We start from the raw sequence: 16,417 nt of genomic DNA on the forward strand, positions 1-16,417 counted from the left end.
GGCTCATCGACCGCATGGGCCTGACGGCCGGTGACACATTGCTGGACTCCGGCGCAGGCGTCGGCGGGCCCGCCGCGTATGCCGCGCGCTCGCGTCCGGTGCGTCCGGTGCTCGTCGAACCGGAGACCGGTGCCTGCCGCGCGGCGAAGAAGTTGTTCGGATTCCCGGTGGTGTGCGCGGCGGGCGCCGCCCTGCCGGTGACTGACTCGAGCTTCGACGCCGCCTGGTCCCTGGGCGTGTTGTGCACGACGCCGGATCAGCTCGGGCTGCTCGACGAGTTGCGCCGCGTCGTGCGGCCCGGCGGGCCCATCGGGCTGCTGGTTTTCGTCGCGCACTCTGACGCGGCGAACGACACGACCGACGGCAACCACTTCCCGTCGCCCGCTCGCCTGCGTGAGCTGGTGACGCGCGCCGGCCTGCGCGTCGAGCACTCGCTGGGCACGTCGGACCTCCCGGCGATCGCCGACACGTGGAACGAGCGCATCGACGCCGTGGAAAACGCGCTGAGGGACCGCCACGGGCACACGGAGGCCTGGCAGCTGGCCGAACGGCAGAGCTCGAAGATCGGGCGGCTGCTCGGGGACGGCGCGCTGACGGGCGAGCTGTTGGTGCTGCGGCACGCGTGAGAGACCGCCTGGGCCCGGTTACCGCGCCCCTCGGAAGGCGGCGGTGATTTCGGCGACCCTCGGGTCGGCGCGCAGTTCCTCCAGCGTCTCCGGCAGGGGCAACCGCCAGTTCGGGTATTCGTCGATGGTGCCCGGCAGGTTGGGCTGCCGGGGTTCGGCCAGCACGTCGTAGGGCGAGATCAGTTTCAGCCGGCTCGGGGTCGCGGCGAGCAATCGGTGCATCGCGGTGATGATTGCCGGCTCGTCCGCGTCGGAGCCCGAAAGCAGCCCTTCGGACCGCAGCAGTTCCACCCACTCGGCTCGTTCCTTGTCGGCCACCGACTGCTCGCCCGGCACGTCGTCAAGCAGCCCGAGGTCCGCGCGGGCCCGCACGTGTTCACCGCGCAGGAAACCCGCCGCCGTGGGGAGGTCGTGGGTGGACAGGCTGGCGGCCGCCCGCGACGGCCACTGCGCAGGCGGCAGCAGCGGCTCGCCCGGAGCCGACTCGTCACGGGTGAACCACGACACCGCGCAGCCCAGCATCTCGTTGTCGGCCAGCGCCCGGGTCACCTCGGGTTCGACGGTGCCCAGATCCTCGCCGACGACGGCGGCTCCCGCGCGATGCGCCTCCAGCGCCAGGACCGCGAGCATCACGTCGGCGTCGTAGTGCACGTAGGTGCCGCGCTCCGGACCGTCCCCCGGCGGGATCCACCAGAGCCGCCACAACCCTGCGACATGGTCGATCCGCAGCCCGTCGGCATGGGCGAGCACTGCGCGCAGCATATCCCGCAGCGCGGCGTAGCCGGTGGCGGCGAGGCGGTCCGGCCGCCACGGCGGAAGCCCCCAATCCTGCCCACGCGGCGTGAAGTTGTCCGGCGGCGCGCCGATGCTCACCCCTGTGGCGAGCACGTCGGCCAGCGCCCACGCGTCGGCGCCGTTCGCGTCCACCCCGACCGGTAGGTCGTGCAACACGCCGAGCGCCATGCCCGCGTCGCGTGCGGCGTCGCGCACGGTCGTCAGCTGCTCGTCGCAGCGTTGCTGCACCCACGCGTGGAAGGCCAGCCGGGGTGCCAGCTCACGCCGGGCCGCCGCCACGCCGGGCCCGGCGACGTCATGCAGCGGTGCGGGCCAGCGGGTCCACCGGCCGCCGTGCCGCTCGGCCAGCGCGCAATACGTGGCCCAGTCGCGCAGACCGGTGCCGGCGGCCGACTGGTCCAGCGGGTTGGGCCGGCCGTCGGCGCGCCACAACAGTTCCAGCGCCGACCGCTTGGCCGCCCACACCAGGTCGTGGTCGACCCGCTCGGTGGTGGGCGAGACCCGCAACGCGTCGACCTCCGCGCGGGTTTCCGGGTCGGCCTGGCGGTAGGCGTCGAGATCCTCGATGCGCAGCGCCAGCGGGTTGGCGAATCGTCGGCTGGACGGGGTGTAGGGCGACGGCTGCACCGGGTGCGTCGGGCCGGGCGCGTGCAGCGGGTTGAGCAGCACCACGCCGGCCCCATGCTCGGCGGCGGTCCAATTCAGGAACTCGCGCAGGTCGCCCAGGTCGCCGATGCCCCAGGATCGCGCGGATCGCAACGCATACAGCTGCAACATCCAGCCCCAGGTGGCCGGCGTGGGAGGCACGCGGGGCGGGGCGGCCACCAGGGTGGCCTCCTGACCGTCGCGCAGCTCGATCCGATACCAGCCCGGGCTGAGGTCACCGGGCAGCTCGTCGCGCACTTCGGTCCGGACGCCGTCCTCGCTCACCAGGACGGCGGCGCCGGGCACGGCCCGGGGGCGCCCATCCAGCCGCACGGCGATCGTGGGTGGCAGCGCGCCGGCGCGGTCGCGCTCGGCGAGCCGGGCCAGCTCGCGTCGCCGCGCGGCTTCGCTCGAGGCGTCGACATCGAGGAGGCCGAGCACCCGGATCACGACGTCGGCGTCGACGTCCACCGGCTCTCGCCGCTCGTTTCGATAGGAGGTGGCCACCCCGTGAGCCGCGGCCACCCGCCGCAGGTCATCGGGAACCGGCTTGGGCTTCGCCATCAAGCCGCCGGCCCGGGTGCGGCGCCGGCGGCGGCGATGGGACGACGGAGGGGTAGCAGCACAACCTCTATATACCCAAGCGGTGGGTTCTCACACGGGCGGCCGAAACTCGTTCGCCGGCATGCGTTTTCGGCTAGTGCCCGGTCGCCTGAAAGATGACCCGCCGGGCGATCTGCACGGCGTGGTCGGCGAAGCGCTCGTAGAAGCGGCCCAACAGCGTGACATCCACCGCGGCGGCGACACCGTGCGTCCAGCACGGGTCCATCAGAGCCGTCAGCAATTGGTGGTGCAGTTCGTCCATCGCATCATCGTCGCGGCGGATCTGGGCCGCCCGGCGAGGATCCTGGGCCAGCAATACTTCTCGCGCGCCGACGGCCAGCTGCTCGGCGGCATCACCCATTTCGGCGATGTGGTGGCGCACATCGTCGGGCACGGCAATGCGGGGATGGCGCATGCGGGCGATGTCGGCCACGTGTACCGCGAGCCCGCCCATCCGTTGCGCGTCCGCGGCGATCCGGATGGCACTGACCACCGCCCGCAGGTCGGTCGCCACCGGGGCCTGCAAGGCCAGCAACGCGAATGCGGTCTCCTCGACGCCGGTGTTGACGGCGACGATGTCCGCCTGGCCGGCGATGACGCGTTCCGCCAGCACCAGGTCGGCCTTCAGCAGCGCCTCGGTAGCCAGCCCGATGGCTCCGCCGGCCATCGCGCACATCGCGGCGAGCTGTTCGCTGAGGGTTCCCAATCGATGGTGAAAAGCGCTCCTCATCCCTTAGAGATAGGCCGGGAAACGCAAAATAAACGTCGTTGGCCGCTCGGTGGGAGTGGCCGCGTGGAGGGTTCGCCCGCAACGCGTTTCGCGGCCTTCGGCTACCGGACGCCCTCGGCCAGCTCGCGCGCCTCCTGCTCGGTTTCCACGGCGGGCCCGGATCCCGGCAGCGGCTTCCCGGCGACCTCGGGCGTGAACAGCAGCGTGACCGCGCCCACCAGGCCGCCGAAGATCAGCATGTAGGCGGGCGCCATGACGTTGCCGGTGCCCGAGACCAACGCCTGGGCGATCAGCGGCGTAGTGCCGCCGACGGCGGATATGGAGATGTTGTACGAGATCGCCAGCGCCCCGTAGCGGACGTTCGTGGGGAACAGCGCCGGCAGCATGGCCGGCGCGGTGCTGTCGAAGCACAGTTCCATCAACCCGATCAGCAGCACACCCATGAAGATCACCGGGTAGATCCCGCCGAAGCGGATGAGCAGGAACGCGGGGATCGAACCGACGACCAGCAGTGCGCAGCCGGTCCACATGATCGGCTTGACGCCGATGCGGTCGGACAGGCTGGCGACCAGCACCACCGTGACCATCAGGATCGCCAACGTCACCACGATCATCACCAGCCCGGCGGTGTGGCCGGCGCGCACGAACAGCTTGAGGTAGGTCGGCAGGTAACCGGTCAGCATGAAATCGGCGACCTGGGAGGTGAGCACCAGGGCGGCGCAGATCAGCAGCCCCCGCCACTGGTCCACAACCGTGCGCCGGAATTGCTGCCGGCGCCCGCCCGACTGCTGCGCGCCCTCCGTCGCGCTCTGATAGGCGGACGACTCCTTGAGCCGAAGCCGCAGAATCAGGGCGAACAGACCGAAGGGCGCGCCCAGTAACAGCGGGATCCGCCAGCCGTAGGTCAGCATGGCTTCGTCCGGCAGCCAGGTTTGTAAGGCCGTGACGAGCATCCCGGCCAGCACGAACCCGACCAGGTTGCCCATCGGCAAGAATCCGACCATCCTGCCGCGTTTGTGGTCCGGCGCCTGCTCGACCAGGTAGGTCATCGCGCCGACGAACTCACCGCCGGTCGACAGCCCCTGGAAGATCCGCGCTATGACGAGCAGGATCGGCGCCCAGATGCCGATGGCGCTGTAGCCGGGCAGCAGGCCGGTCACGGTCGTGCTGATCGTCATCATCAGAATCGTGATGACCAGCACCCGATGCCGTCCGATGCGGTCGCCGAGGGGCCCGAAGATGAAGCCACCGAGAGGCCGCACCACGAACGCGGCGGCCAGCGTGCCGAAGGTCGCGATCAGGTGGACGCCGCTGACGCTCTTACCGGGGTAGAACACCTGGGCGAGGGTGGTGGCGATGTAGCCGTAGACCCCGAAGTCGTACCACTCCATGAAGTTGCCGATGGCGGTGCCCATGATGGTCTGGCGCATGGCCGGGTCGGCGACCCGGATCTCGTTGCGTGCCCATTTCCGGCGGCGGCGTCGCGCATTCATCGACGGATTGCGTACCCAGAAGTCCCGAGGGCCGAACAAGTTGCGCTCCCATCCGGCTCGTCGTCTTCATCGGCCGGTGGCCGATCGTAGCGACCGGGCCAGCCCGAGAAGAACTCATTGACCTTTCAGGCTGCCGATGCGAAGCGAATAATCCCGGGGCTTCGACCGGTCCTCCGACCGGGTGGCCGCCTCGATATCGTCGACGTAGCGCTGCGGGTCCCGGTCGACGATCGGCAAACCCTCGGTGGTGGGGTGTTCGGCCATGAAGTCGCTGTATTGCCGGCCCAGCGCTTCCCGCAGGCCGATGGGAGCCCTGCGACGGAAATCCGACAGCCCCTCTCGCTCCTCTTCGCCCATGTGGTCGTCGTTGGCCTCGCGCGTGCGGCCGACCGCCGCCCACCATTCGTCGGTGCCCACCTCTGCGGCGTTGGCGTCGCGCACCGCGTCGCGGATGTCGTTGTGATCACCGATGGCGTCGAGCGTCTCACCCTCGGCGTCGTCGCCGACCCGCGTCAGAAGTTGCGGGTAGAAGATCTTCTCCTCGATGTAGGCGTGCACGTCCAGCTTGTCGGCGAGGGGCCGCCACACCCGGGCAAGGGCGGTTTCGTCGACCGGCGTCTGAGCCTGCAGGTAGTCCAGCCTGGCGAACTGTTCGCGGAACCACTCGTGGTCGGCGAGGATCAACATGGTGATGTCAGCCATCGCGACGCCCCACCTCCCTCCCGCTACGGTTCGCGCCATGGTGTCCCATCGCGGCGCAGCCAGTCAACCGGCCGGGCAACGTCGAGAAGGGCCTCGTCGACCGTGCGGATACACTGGGTCGTCAGCATGTCGATCGACCGCGATCGCGTGCGAGAAAAAATCCACCACAGTCAGAGGTTGTTTGTGCCCGAGAACCGCAGCGAGCCCGTGAGCCTAGAGCCGCATTTCGACGACGTTCAGGCGCACTACGACCTGTCCGACGACTTCTTCGCGCTGTTCCTGGACCCCACGCGGACCTACAGCTGCGCCTATTTCCAGCGCGACGACATGACCCTCGAAGAAGCTCAGCTCGCCAAGGTCGACCTGTCGCTGGGCAAGCTCGGGCTGCAACCGGGCCAGACCCTGCTCGACATCGGCTGCGGCTGGGGCACCACCATCATCCGGGCCCTCGAGCAGTACGACGTCAACGTCGTCGGCCTCACCCTGAGCCGCAACCAGCAGGCGCACGTGCAGCAGCGCCTCGACGAGCACCCCAGCGCGCGGAGCAAGCGGGTGTTGCTACAGGGCTGGGAGCAGTTCGACGAGAAGGTGGACCGCATCGTTTCCATCGGCGCCTTCGAGCACTTCGGGCGCGACCGCTATCCCGACTTCTTCAAGATGGCCTACGAGGCGTTGCCCGCCGACGGCGTGATGATGCTGCACACCATCATCCAGCCCAGCCGCGAGGAATTCGAAGAGCGTGGGCTGCCCATCACCATGACGAAACTGCGGTTCATGAAATTCATCATGGACGAGATCTTCCCGGGCGGAGACCTGCCCGCGGCCAAGACGGTCGAAGAGCACGCGACCCGCGCCGGCTTCGGTCTCAAGCTCTACCAGCCGCTGCGCCTGCATTACGCGCGCACCCTCGACACCTGGGCGGCCGCCCTCGAGTCGCGCCGCGAAGAGGCCATCGCGATTCAGTCCCAAGAGGTCTACGACCGGTACATGAAGTACCTGACCGGGTGCGCCGACCTGTTCCGCGAGGGCTACACCGACGTCGCGCAGTTCACCCTCGTCAAGGGCTGAGGAACCGGGCCCCGATTCGGGCGCACCATAGCTGAACCCCGGGCCGGTTTATCCGTGCACCGCCCGGGGTAAAACCACGAGCAACAACCTGCATCGGTACGCGTCGGCCTTCGTCGGCGCGAAACCGCAGGGAAGGATTGATCGTGAGTGCCAAGCACCGGATGAGCGCGACGGCGCAGCAAAGACCGCCGGCGGATCGAACGCCGCGCCGGCGGTCGGGCATCGCGGCGGTGTGCGACGTGCTTTCCGCCTCGATGTTGTGCACGGCGGCGTGTGCGGCCCTGGTGCTCAACGCTCCGCACGGCGAGAAGCGAATGATCGAGGCGAGCCAGGAGCCGCCGTCCGCCGCTTCGCGCCCGGTGCGGCAGGAGGGCACCGTGGTCGCGGTGTCGGCGGGCTCGGTCACCGCCAGAAGCGCCGACGGCTACACGCAGACCTATCTCGTGACGCCCAACACCACGCTCATCGGTCGCGGTGGCCAACCGGCAGCTGCCGCTTCACATTTCACGGTCAATGACCACGTGGTCATCGTCGGAACCATCCAGGACGGCACCGCCATGGCCACCGCGGTGGCCGACCACGGTGCGGGACACGGGGACGGACCGCCGATGGACTACCTTGACGGGCAGGTCATTCCGGCCGGGCGCAGCTGATCCACCCCGCGCCGACATCCCCGGCTTTGGTCAACGACCTTGCGGCGCAGCGCCTCTGTCGTTCAGTCCGCGCCGCCGCTTCTCGCCTTCTCCCGGCGCCGTCCCGGGCCTACTCTGTATGCCATCCAGCCAGAGGAGGCGCCGTGAGCGAGCACGAAGTCAAAATGATCATCTTGTCGACTGACGACCTGGACGAGTCGATCCGGTTCTACAGCGAGACGCTGGGCATGGCGCTGAAGTTCCGCGATGGGGCGCACTTCGCCGCCCTCGACGGCGGCCCCGTCACGCTGGCGCTGGCGACCGCCGTGGACCACCCGATACCGGGTCAGGTCGTCGTCGGCATCAAGACCGCCGACGTCGACGCCGCGGCGAAGGCGGTGGAGGCCAGCGGCGGCGGCATCGTCAAAGGGCCGTACGACGACGCGCATGAACGCCGTGCCGTGGTCTATGACAACAAGGGCAACGGCCTGGTGTTCTACATGCCGCTGGGCCGCTGACCGGCGTTACTTGCCGTTGCGCTCGCGGTGCTTGCACCCGGGCCAACAGCAGGGCCTGCGCTTGCCCTCTTCCAGCTCCTCCTGTGTCCGGCGAATGCGGCGCTGCCGGGTGGCTTCCTGCTTGGCGTCCTCGACCCAGCAGATGAATTCGTTGCGGGCCAAGGGCGTGATGTCGTTCCACGCGGCGAGCGCGGTGGCATTGCCGATCAGCGACTCGCGCAGGTCGGCCGGAAGCTTGTGCACCACTCCGCCGGGTATCCGCTCACTGCTCATGGGGCCACAGTAGCTGTCCGCGCAGTAGACGATCGGCTGTGGTCGCGCGCCGTGGCTAAGAAGTCAAATGCGCGCTGTCGTCGTGCAATTCGTCGCGGCGCAATCCCATCGGCGTGCGGGCGGGCACATCACCGCCGGCGACCACCGTGCGGGTGACCGGCGTGAGCGCCCGGAACAGCGTCTCCACCTCGTCGTCGTCGAGCGCGTCGAGCGCGGACAGGGAAAGCGCATCGGTGGACCGTTCGATGTGGTCCTTCAGTTCCCGGCCGGCCGCGGTCAGCGAGCCCTCATCGTCGAGCAGCCCCCGTTCGGCCAGCCGTTGCTCGTGGTGTCGCCACGCGGCCTCGTCGTAGTCGCGGGTGCGCGCGATGTACTCGCGCGGGACACCGCCGGCCGCGGCGTGCAACACGTTGGACTCCCGGCCCGAGACGCCCGCGGCGGCCAGCACCGCCACATGTCCGTCGCCCCGGTGCTCGCGCAGCAGCGTCGTCGCGTGCCAGAGCGCGGCCAGCGGATCGTCCGGCCACGGCAACGCCAGGTTGGCGGCGAACAACGGTCGTGCATCCAGCGGGGCCCGCCTGGCCGCCTTGCCCGCCAATTCCGCTGCGGCACGGATGTTTTCGCCGTCGCCCAGCCCGTAGCGGCGCAACGCCGCGACGGCCGATTCCTGCCGGGCCCGCAACGCCGCGTCCGGCCCGGCGACCTCCCAGGCCGCCGGCAGCGCCTTGGCGATCCGTTCGGGGGCGAAGTTGTAGAAGATCGCGGTGACCACCTGCCGTGGCACCGGGCCCAGCGGCGCCGAGCGCGCGGCGAAGTAGCCCATCCAGAATCCGCGGTAGCCCAGCCCGTCCAGCGCCGCCCGCGCCTCCGGCGCGAAATACGTCACCGCATGCACCGGTTCGAAGCGGTCGAAGAAGCGCCGCGCCAGCAGGGGTTTCCGTTGCATGATGGCAGTTAACCACCCCCATGGTTGCCGGTGCTCAAAGCCTCAGCAGCCGCTCGGCATTGAGGTGGGCGATCTTCTCCCGGTCGGGCTGGTTGATCGGCATCCTGTCGAGGAACTGGCGGCACGCCTTGATGTTGCCGTAGGGATAGTCGGCGGTGAAGACCACGCGGTCGATGCCGATCACATTGACCATCGCCAGATAGGCGTTAAAGGACAGGCTCCAACTGGGATCCGCGGCGCCGGGCTCCTGACTGGAGAAATCGCCGGCGAGGATGCCACCGTAGAAGTTCTCCCGCAGGTACTCCTTGACGGTGCGTTTGAGACCCGTCGCCTCGACCGGAAACGAGTAGTCGGTCCGCCAGCCCATCCAGCTGAGCGCCTCGAAGTGGTGACCCACGATGATCTGTAGCTGCGGGAACCGGTCGAACACCCCACCCAGGATCAGCCGGAGGCAGTGCACCCCGGTGTCGATATGCCAGCCGACCCCGGCCGCCGCCAACCGAGCCGACACCTTCGGGTCAAAGCCGCCGTAATAGGTGTCGATGATCGACTGCGGCGGGATGGTCGGGTGCAAAAAGATTGGCACGCCCAGGGTTTCGGCGGATTCGAAGACCGGCCAGAAGAACGTGTCGTCCAGGTAGCGCCCGTTGACGTGTCCGTTGATCAGGGCGCCCACGAAGCCGTGATCGCGGACGGTGCGCTCGAGCTCGGCGGCCGCCGCCGAGGGGTCGCGCATCGGGAGGGTGGCGAAGCCGCGGAACCGGTCGGGATGCCGCCCGACCGCGGCGACGACCGCGTCGTTCGCCCGCCGGGCCAGCTCGATCGCCGAATCGGGGTCCAGAGTCTCGGGTCCCGGGACGGAGTGCGAAAGGATCTGCATGTCGATGCCCGCGGCGTCCATCGCGGCGATCCGCCCCTCGCCCACGTCGGTGATCCCCGGCGGCCATTCGCCTTCCGTTCCGGGAGAACCGTAGCCCGCGTGCCTCAGCATTTCGGTCGCCGAGTCGGCCCCTTGATTGCGGTGTTCTTCGGCTATGGCCGGAAACCTGTAGTGCTCCTCGATACCGATGACTTTCATCCGTCTCCTCCCGTACATGCAGACCCACGAGCGCGGGGCGCCGGGCGTTCACCGGAGTACCCGGGACGCGCCGGGACCGGCCCCGCATAGTCTCGAACCCGTGACCATCCCGTATGACGAGGCTCTGCGCGAGCGGATCAGCGGCAATCTCGCGCGCCACGACCGCCGCGAGGTGACCGACCCAACCAAACGGCACGCGGCGGTCGCCGTGGTGTTGGTGGACTCCACCCTCGGCGAGGACCGGGTGGATCCGGCGCCGGTGGACGAATGGAACGGTGACCGCCCGATGCCGGAGCCCGGCCTCGACGGCCGGATGGTCGGCGTCTCGGGCGGCGCGGCGTTCTTGTTGTGCCGGAGGGCATCTCGACTCACCTCACACGCCGCGCAATGGGCGCTGCCCGGTGGCAGGCTCGACCCGGGCGAGACCGCCGTCGACGCGGCCCTGCGGGAATTGCGCGAGGAGGTCGGCATCGCCGTGACCAGTTCGACCGTGTTGGGCCTCCTCGACGACTATCCGACGCGGTCCGGGTACGTCATCACCCCGGTCGTGATCTGGGGCGGCGGCCGCCTCGATCCCCGCCCGGCGCCCGACGAGGTGGTGGCGGTGTACCGGGTGGGGCTGCATCAATTGCAGCGCGACGACTCGCCGCGATTCATCACCATCCCGGAGAGCCCGCGCCCGGTCGTGCAGATTCCTCTGGGCAACGACCTGATTCACGCGCCGACCGGCGCCGTGCTGCTGCAGTTGAGGTGGCTGTGTCTGGAAGGCCGACCGGACGCGGTCGACGGGCTGGAGCAACCGGTCTTCGCCTGGAGGTAGCGATCGATGGCAGGCGCCGCGGTGTGAGCGGCGGCTGTCACGCGACGGACGCTCGGTGTTCGCCTTCCGGTCACCGGCGGGCGTATTGACTCTGCAAGCCTGGACCGACGCTCCGGGACTCAGGAGTCGCCGTGCTCCCAGAAAGGGCGGCCATGACAGAACACTTGCGCGCATACAACAGCCTTTGGCAGGTGCGCAGCGACTCGTGGTGCCGGTTGGAAGAAGCCGCGGACCGGCTGACGCGGCCGACCACCACCGGCACGCTGAGGGACAAATGGGCGGGCGCCTGCCAGGAGTTGCTGACGCGCCTGAGCACGCTGGAGCCCTACTGGGCCTACCCCGGCGCGCCGCAGTTCGCGCGCATACAAAGGCTTTTCGCCGCCGGCAGCTACGACAAGTTCGCGCAGGCGGTCGCGCAGGTCAACCGGGCGCTGACCACCGAGTCCTACCGCTCAGGGGACGTGGACAACGCCGGTGCCGACGAACTCGACATGTTCCCGTCCGATCCGCGGCAACTCATCGAGCATCAGCCGGCGTCGCAGCGCGACCGTCCCTACTTCGAGGTGCTGGTCGTCGAGAAGATGACCGAGGACCAGGAACGCGCCCTGCGCAACGAGGTCCGCAAATGGCGGCGCCCCGACGACGAATTCGTCTACGAACTGGTGGTGGTCGCCAGCGGGGACGAGGCCCTCATCGCGGCGCGGCTCAACGTCAACCTGCAGGCGGTGGTGATCCGCCGGCGCTTCTCGCACCAATCGACGCGGGACCTGTCGGCGCTGTCGGAGTTCGTCGACACGGCCGTATCCGACGAGCTGAACGACCACCAGACTCCCGAGGAACGCGCGCAGATCCTGGCGACATCGCTGGCCGAACTGCGGCCGGAGCTCGACCTGTACCTGATGACCGAGATCGAGGTCGAAGACATCGCCGGTCGGCTGGGCCAGTACTTCCGCAGGGTGTTCCACGCGCGCGAGGGCATGCTCGAGCTGCACCTGTCGATCTTGCAGGGCGTCGCGGCGCGTTACCGCACACCGTTCTTCAGCGCGCTCAAGCAGTACAGCCACCGGCCCACCGGTGTCTTTCACGCGCTGCCGATTTCGCAGGGCAAATCGATCGTCAACTCCCACTGGATCAGGGACATGGTGGGGTTCTACGGCCTCGACGTGTTCATGGCCGAGACGTCGGCGACGTGCGGGGGCCTCGACTCACTGCTGGAACCGACCGGGCCGCTGCGAGAAGCGCAACAACTCGCCGCGCAGGCCTACGGATCGCGGCACACGTACTTCGTCACCAACGGGACCTCGACGGCCAACAAGATTGTCACGCAGGCGCTGGTGGCGCCCGGCGACATCGTGCTGCTGGACCGCAACTGCCATCAATCGCACCACTACGGGATGATGCTCGCCGGTGCGAACGTGGTGTATCTGGAGGCGTATCCGCTCAACGAGTATTCGATGTACGGGGCGGTCCCCCTGCGGGAGATCAAGTCAAAGCTGTTGGCGCTCAAAAGGGCCGGCAAGCTCGACCGCGTGAAGATGATGTCGCTGACGAACTGCACCTTCGACGGGATCGTCTACGACGTCGAGCGTGTCATGGAGGAGTGCCTGGCCATCAAACCCGACCTGGTATTCCTCTGGGACGAGGCCTGGTTCGCCTTCGCGCGGTTCCACCCGGTCTACCGGACGCGCACCGCGATGGCCGCGGCACGGACCATGCGCGCGCGGTTGCAGGACCCCGGCTATCGGCGTCGCTACGAGGAATATCTCTCGGCCGGTGGCAACGAAACACCCAGCGACGACGAGCTTTTGGACCGTCGCTTGCTGCCCGACCCCGCCCGGGCCCGGGTGCGAGTGTACGCCACGCAGTCGACGCACAAGACGTTGACCGCGCTGAGGCAGGGATCGATGATCCACGTTTTCGATCAGGATTTCGACCAGAAGGTCGCCGAGCCGTTCCACGAGGCATACATGGCCCACACGTCGACCTCCCCCAACTACCAGATTCTCGCGTCCCTGGACCTGGGGCGCCGGCAGGTCGCGCTGGAGGGAGTCGAGCTGGTGCAACGGCAGATCGAGAACGCGATGCAGTTGCGCGACGCGATCGACAACCATCCGTTGCTCAGCAAGTACATGCGCTGCCTGCGCACGTCGGATCTGATCCCGGAGCCGTTCCGGCCGTCGGCCATCGCCCAGCCGCTGCGCTCGGGCCTGCGCAACATGATGGCGGCGTGGGGCCAGGACGAGTTCGTGCTCGACCCGTCGCGGATCACGTTGTTCATCGGGCCCACCGGCTACGACGGCGACACCTTCAAACGCCAGCAGTTGATGGACCGCTACGGAATCCAGATCAACAAGACGTCGCGCAACAGCGTCCTGTTCATGACCAACATCGGCACCACGCGCAGTTCGGTCGCCTTCCTGGTGGAGGTTCTGGTCAACATCGCCACCGAACTCGACCAGAACATCTCCGAGATGAGCCTCGGCGAGCGAGAGCACTTCGACCGCGCGGTCTACCGGCTCACCGAAATGTCCTTGCCACTGCCCGATTTCAGCGGATTCCACCCCGCCTTCCTGGATCACAGCGGCGCCGAGCCGACGCCCGAGGGGGACGTCCGCCGCGGGTTCTACCTCTCCTACGACGACACCAACTGTGAGTACCTCACCGGCGACCAGATCGATGAACGGCTCGACGCGGGCATTGACGTCGTGTCGGCGACGTACGTGACGCCCTACCCGCCGGGCTTTCCGGTCCTGGTGCCCGGGCAGCTGTTCAGTCGCGGCATCCTGCAGTTCATGCGCGACCTCGACACGCCCGAAATTCACGGCTACTTACCAAATTTCGGCTACCGCGTGTACACCGGTAAAGCCATCGAAATGGCCGGCCGGCCGGCCGGCCTGCCGTCCAACGGCCACCGCGCCGTCGGCGCCCCAGACGGGGCGAAGCAGACGCCGAAGAAGCCGGGCAAGCGTGCCCGGCTCAGCGGCGAGGGGAGCGTTCCCGAGGTCGGTCAGGATGAGCTGCTCGGCCAGCAGCAGCCCGGCGACGCGGTGAGCTCGGGTTCTGCTTAGGCCGCGCGGCCAGGCGGTGATCGATGACGTCCAGCGCGCGCTCGGCCCACCGAACGTTCTCTTCCTCGAACGCGATCCCACGCAGCAGCGTCAAATAGGGGCCGATCCGCTCGGCATGGGCCAAAAACTCGCCCTCGGCGTGTCCGTCGAGTATGCGCGCCCGCAAGCGTTCGTAGCGTTGCAGTTTGGCCGTCGCCCACTGCAGGCGCTCGACGATGAACTCCCGCACGGCGCGTGCGTCCCCGGCGTCCGCGGCCTGGACCTTGATGAGCAGTTCGTCCCGAATCGCCGAGGGCTTGGGGGCCCTCGCGGTGAACTCCCGGATCGCGTCGTGGCCGGCCTCGGTCAGCGAGAACAGCCGCTTGTTTGGCCGGCGCTCCTGCTGCACGACGCGCGCCCGGATGAGGCCCTGCTCGGCAAGGCGGTCGAGTTCGCGGTACAGCTGCTGAGGGGTGGCCATCCAGAAATTCGCCACCGAGGCGTCGAAGTCCTTGGCGAGGTCGTATCCGGACGACTCACCCTCGAGGAGGGCCGCCAGGACAGCGTCACGCAGCGACATCGAAGAAGAATACAACGATACGAGTAATCAACAAAGTGATTAATCGCACTATGGACACGGGCCGACGGACCGCATAGCGTCAACGGCACTTCCCAACCAATCCAAGCCGAGGTGTCTGTCGGATGCATCCCTTCCGCAAAGCCGTCGAGGACCGCGACGAGAGCGGCATCCATGCGCTGCTGGCCGACGACGTCGTGTTCACCAGCCCGGTCGCGTTCAAGCCCTATGTCGGCAAGCCGATCACCGCGGCCATCCTGAGCGGCGTGTTGCGCATCTTCGAGGACTTCCGTTACATCCGGGAGATCCACGACGACGACGGCCGAGACCACGCCCTCGTGTTCGAGACCGGAATCGCCGGGGCGCCCGGGGTCAAGATCACCGGCTGCGACTTCCTGCACTTCAACGACGACGGCCTGATCGACGACTTCATGGTGATGGTGCGGCCGCTCTCAGGCGCGAAGGCGTTGTCCGAGGCGATGGGCGCCCAGTTCGAGCGGATCCAGCAGGAGGCGCTCCAACTGGCCGACACGTTCACCACCGCGTAGGGGCGAGCGACCATGCGAATCGGATTGGGCATCAACTATGCGGGCGGCTTCAAGGACGTGGCCGCCGAAGTGGCCGACCTCGAGCGTGCCGGACTCGACATCGTCTTTGTCCCCGAGGCCTATTCGTTCGACGCGGTGAGCGCGCTCGGTTACCTGGCCGCCAGCACCGAGCGGGTCGGCCTGGCCTCGGGGATCCTGCAGCTCTACACCCGAACGCCCACGCTCACCGCGATGACCGCCGCCGGGCTCGACTACGTCTCCGATGGCCGGTTCACCCTGGGGCTGGGGGCTTCCGGTCCGCAGGTCATCGAGGGCTTTCACGGGTTGCCCTACGACGCGCCGATCGGCCGGACCCGCGAAGTGATCGACATCTGCAGGCAGGTCTGGCGGCGCGAACCCGTCAAGCACCAGGGCAAGTACTACACGATCCCGCTTCCCGCCGGGCAGGGCACCGGGCTCGGAAAGCCGCTCAAGCTGATCAACAAGCCGGTGCGAGAACGCATCCCGATATTGGTCGCGGCGCTTGGCCCCAAGAATGTCGAGCTCGCGGCCGAGATCGCCGAGGGCTGGCAGCCGATCTTCTACCTGCCCGAGAAGGCGCAGGAGGTGTGGGGCGAGGCGCTGGCCGCCGGCCGCGCCAAGCGGGACGCCGAGCTGGGTGAGTTGGACATCTACGCCGGCCCGGTCCTCGCCATCGGTGAAAACGTGGAGTCGCTAAGGGAATTCGTCAAACCCCATCTCGCCCTGTACATCGGCGGCATGGGCGCCAAGGGCAAGAACTTCTACCACGCCCTGGCGACGAAGTACGGCTACGGCCCGCAGGCGGACCGGATCCAAGAGCTCTACCTCGCCGGCGACAAGGACGGCGCCGCCAAGGTCGTGCCCGACGAGCTCGTCCGGGACGTGAACCTGATCGGCAGTCGCGAGTTCGTCAAGGATCGACTGGCCGCGTTCCGCGAAGCGGGGGTCACCACGCTCAACGTGGCGCCCATCGCGTCCACCCCGGGCGAGCGGGTCAAGCTGATCGAGACGCTGCGCGAATTGCTCTGAGTGCGGGCGATTTCAGGCCTGTCGGTGGGCGTCGCGCCGCAATCGCACCGCCCGACTCGCGGCGGCCAGCAACGCCAGCGCGGCCATCACCGCGAGAACGGTCGCCGACACCGCCGACCCGACCGTCGCCAAAATGAGCGGCAGCCCGAAACCGATGTAGGTCACCACGTAGAACGCGCCGACCAGCGCGCCGCGCAAGCGTTTCGGCGCCGCGGCCTCCAGATCGATCAACCCCTCACGCAAGCACAGGCCGGAGGCGCATCCCA

At 68.3% G+C, this 16,417-nt stretch carries 16 protein-coding genes and 1 pseudogene; 8 read left to right on the forward strand and 9 right to left on the reverse strand.

The features are described from left to right. Positions 1-626: class I SAM-dependent methyltransferase (locus A5691_RS20810; RefSeq protein WP_067891910.1), on the forward strand; the 626-nt coding region annotated here is incomplete at its 5' end. Between the two features lie 18 nt (positions 627-644). Here the strand turns inward: A5691_RS20810 and malQ are convergent. The 4 genes from malQ to A5691_RS20830 all read right to left on the reverse strand — a co-directional run bounded on the left by malQ (position 645) and on the right by A5691_RS20830 (position 5,594). Further along, positions 645-2,630 (reverse strand): 4-alpha-glucanotransferase, encoded by a 1,986-nt coding sequence (malQ, locus tag A5691_RS20815; protein WP_068017014.1) that lies wholly within the window; start codon positions 2,628-2,630, stop codon positions 645-647. Positions 2,631-2,763: 133 nt separating this feature from the next. Continuing rightward, positions 2,764-3,399 (reverse strand): phosphate signaling complex protein PhoU, encoded by a 636-nt coding sequence (gene phoU / locus A5691_RS20820; RefSeq protein WP_067753586.1) that lies wholly within the window; start codon positions 3,397-3,399, stop codon positions 2,764-2,766. A 101-nt stretch (positions 3,400-3,500) separates the two neighbouring features. Further along, entirely contained in the window at positions 3,501-4,829 is a 1,329-nt protein-coding gene (locus A5691_RS20825; protein WP_067753629.1) for an MFS transporter, read from the reverse strand. Between the two features lie 177 nt (positions 4,830-5,006). Then, a complete protein-coding gene (locus A5691_RS20830; RefSeq protein WP_067753589.1) occupies positions 5,007-5,594 on the reverse strand; it encodes a hemerythrin domain-containing protein in 588 nt (195 codons plus the stop codon). Positions 5,595-5,777: 183 nt separating this feature from the next. Between A5691_RS20830 and A5691_RS20835 the strand changes: the two genes are divergently transcribed. The 3 genes from A5691_RS20835 to A5691_RS20845 all read left to right on the forward strand — a co-directional run bounded on the left by A5691_RS20835 (position 5,778) and on the right by A5691_RS20845 (position 7,812). Next, the gene (locus tag A5691_RS20835) at positions 5,778-6,662 is read left to right on the forward strand and encodes a cyclopropane mycolic acid synthase family methyltransferase (protein ID WP_067753632.1); all 885 of its coding nucleotides are present in this window, start codon (positions 5,778-5,780) and stop codon (positions 6,660-6,662) included. Between the two features lie 143 nt (positions 6,663-6,805). Next, positions 6,806-7,315, forward strand: a complete 510-nt coding sequence (locus A5691_RS20840; RefSeq protein ID WP_082950432.1) for a hypothetical protein — start codon at positions 6,806-6,808, stop codon at positions 7,313-7,315. 143 nt (positions 7,316-7,458) lie between these two features. Further along, positions 7,459-7,812, forward strand: coding sequence for a VOC family protein (locus tag A5691_RS20845; protein ID WP_067753595.1), 354 nt, complete (start codon positions 7,459-7,461; stop codon positions 7,810-7,812). A 6-nt stretch (positions 7,813-7,818) separates the two neighbouring features. Here the strand turns inward: A5691_RS20845 and A5691_RS20850 are convergent, their stop codons facing one another. From A5691_RS20850 to A5691_RS20860, 3 genes are read right to left on the reverse strand one after another with little or no spacing between them, the layout of a single operon-like run. Beyond that, on the reverse strand, positions 7,819-8,085 hold the full coding sequence (locus A5691_RS20850) for a YdeI/OmpD-associated family protein (protein WP_067753598.1): 267 nt from the start codon (positions 8,083-8,085) through the stop codon (positions 7,819-7,821). 55 nt (positions 8,086-8,140) lie between these two features. Then, complete coding sequence (locus A5691_RS20855) at positions 8,141-9,031, reverse strand: hypothetical protein (RefSeq protein ID WP_067753601.1); 891 nt, start codon at positions 9,029-9,031, stop codon at positions 8,141-8,143. Between the two features lie 34 nt (positions 9,032-9,065). Beyond that, positions 9,066-10,109, reverse strand: a complete 1,044-nt coding sequence (locus tag A5691_RS20860) for an amidohydrolase family protein (protein ID WP_067753604.1) — start codon at positions 10,107-10,109, stop codon at positions 9,066-9,068. A 100-nt stretch (positions 10,110-10,209) separates the two neighbouring features. Between A5691_RS20860 and A5691_RS20865 the strand changes: the two genes are divergently transcribed. After that, entirely contained in the window at positions 10,210-10,929 is a 720-nt protein-coding gene (locus A5691_RS20865) for a CoA pyrophosphatase (RefSeq protein WP_067891928.1), read from the forward strand. Positions 10,930-11,081: 152 nt separating this feature from the next. Then, positions 11,082-13,997, forward strand: coding sequence for an ornithine decarboxylase (locus A5691_RS20870; RefSeq protein ID WP_067753610.1), 2,916 nt, complete (start codon positions 11,082-11,084; stop codon positions 13,995-13,997). Here A5691_RS20870 and A5691_RS20875 read toward each other — a convergent pair. After that, the gene (locus A5691_RS20875) at positions 13,906-14,556 is read right to left on the reverse strand and encodes a PadR family transcriptional regulator (RefSeq protein WP_068017010.1); all 651 of its coding nucleotides are present in this window, start codon (positions 14,554-14,556) and stop codon (positions 13,906-13,908) included. The genes A5691_RS20870 and A5691_RS20875 overlap by 92 nt on opposite strands. 122 nt (positions 14,557-14,678) lie before the next feature. On the opposite strand from A5691_RS20875, the gene A5691_RS20880 reads away from it, so the two are divergent. Then, positions 14,679-15,101 carry a nuclear transport factor 2 family protein gene (locus A5691_RS20880; protein WP_067753617.1) on the forward strand — a complete coding sequence of 141 codons (423 nt, stop codon included), beginning with the start codon at positions 14,679-14,681 and terminating at the stop codon, positions 15,099-15,101. A gap of 12 nt (positions 15,102-15,113) precedes the next feature. Beyond that, entirely contained in the window at positions 15,114-16,151 is a 1,038-nt protein-coding gene (locus A5691_RS20885; protein ID WP_068017008.1) for an LLM class F420-dependent oxidoreductase, read from the forward strand. Between the two features lie 12 nt (positions 16,152-16,163). Here the strand turns inward: A5691_RS20885 and A5691_RS28415 are convergent. Beyond that, positions 16,164-16,417, reverse strand: a pseudogene (locus tag A5691_RS28415) (MFS transporter); the annotation flags it as partial.

Source organism: Mycobacterium sp. E183, assembly GCF_001667735.1.
Lineage (GTDB): Bacteria > Actinomycetota > Actinomycetes > Mycobacteriales > Mycobacteriaceae > Mycobacterium.

Excerpts from the sequence above, each read along its gene's own strand:
- A5691_RS20830 (WP_067753589.1), bottom strand. The coding sequence starts at position 5,594 with ATGGCTGACATCACCATGTTGATCCTCGCCGACCACGAGTGGTTCCGC.
- A5691_RS20860 (WP_067753604.1), bottom strand. The coding sequence starts at position 10,109 with ATGAAAGTCATCGGTATCGAGGAGCACTACAGGTTTCCGGCCATAGCC.
- A5691_RS20870 (WP_067753610.1), top strand. The coding sequence starts at position 11,082 with ATGACAGAACACTTGCGCGCATACAACAGCCTTTGGCAGGTGCGCAGC.
- phoU (WP_067753586.1), bottom strand. The coding sequence starts at position 3,399 with ATGAGGAGCGCTTTTCACCATCGATTGGGAACCCTCAGCGAACAGCTC.
- A5691_RS20875 (WP_068017010.1), bottom strand. The coding sequence starts at position 14,556 with ATGTCGCTGCGTGACGCTGTCCTGGCGGCCCTCCTCGAGGGTGAGTCG.
- A5691_RS20850 (WP_067753598.1), bottom strand. The coding sequence starts at position 8,085 with ATGAGCAGTGAGCGGATACCCGGCGGAGTGGTGCACAAGCTTCCGGCC.
- A5691_RS20880 (WP_067753617.1), top strand. The coding sequence starts at position 14,679 with ATGCATCCCTTCCGCAAAGCCGTCGAGGACCGCGACGAGAGCGGCATC.
- malQ (WP_068017014.1), bottom strand. The coding sequence starts at position 2,630 with ATGGCGAAGCCCAAGCCGGTTCCCGATGACCTGCGGCGGGTGGCCGCG.
- A5691_RS20825 (WP_067753629.1), bottom strand. The coding sequence starts at position 4,829 with ATGCGCCAGACCATCATGGGCACCGCCATCGGCAACTTCATGGAGTGG.
- A5691_RS20855 (WP_067753601.1), bottom strand. The coding sequence starts at position 9,031 with ATGCAACGGAAACCCCTGCTGGCGCGGCGCTTCTTCGACCGCTTCGAA.
- A5691_RS20885 (WP_068017008.1), top strand. The coding sequence starts at position 15,114 with ATGCGAATCGGATTGGGCATCAACTATGCGGGCGGCTTCAAGGACGTG.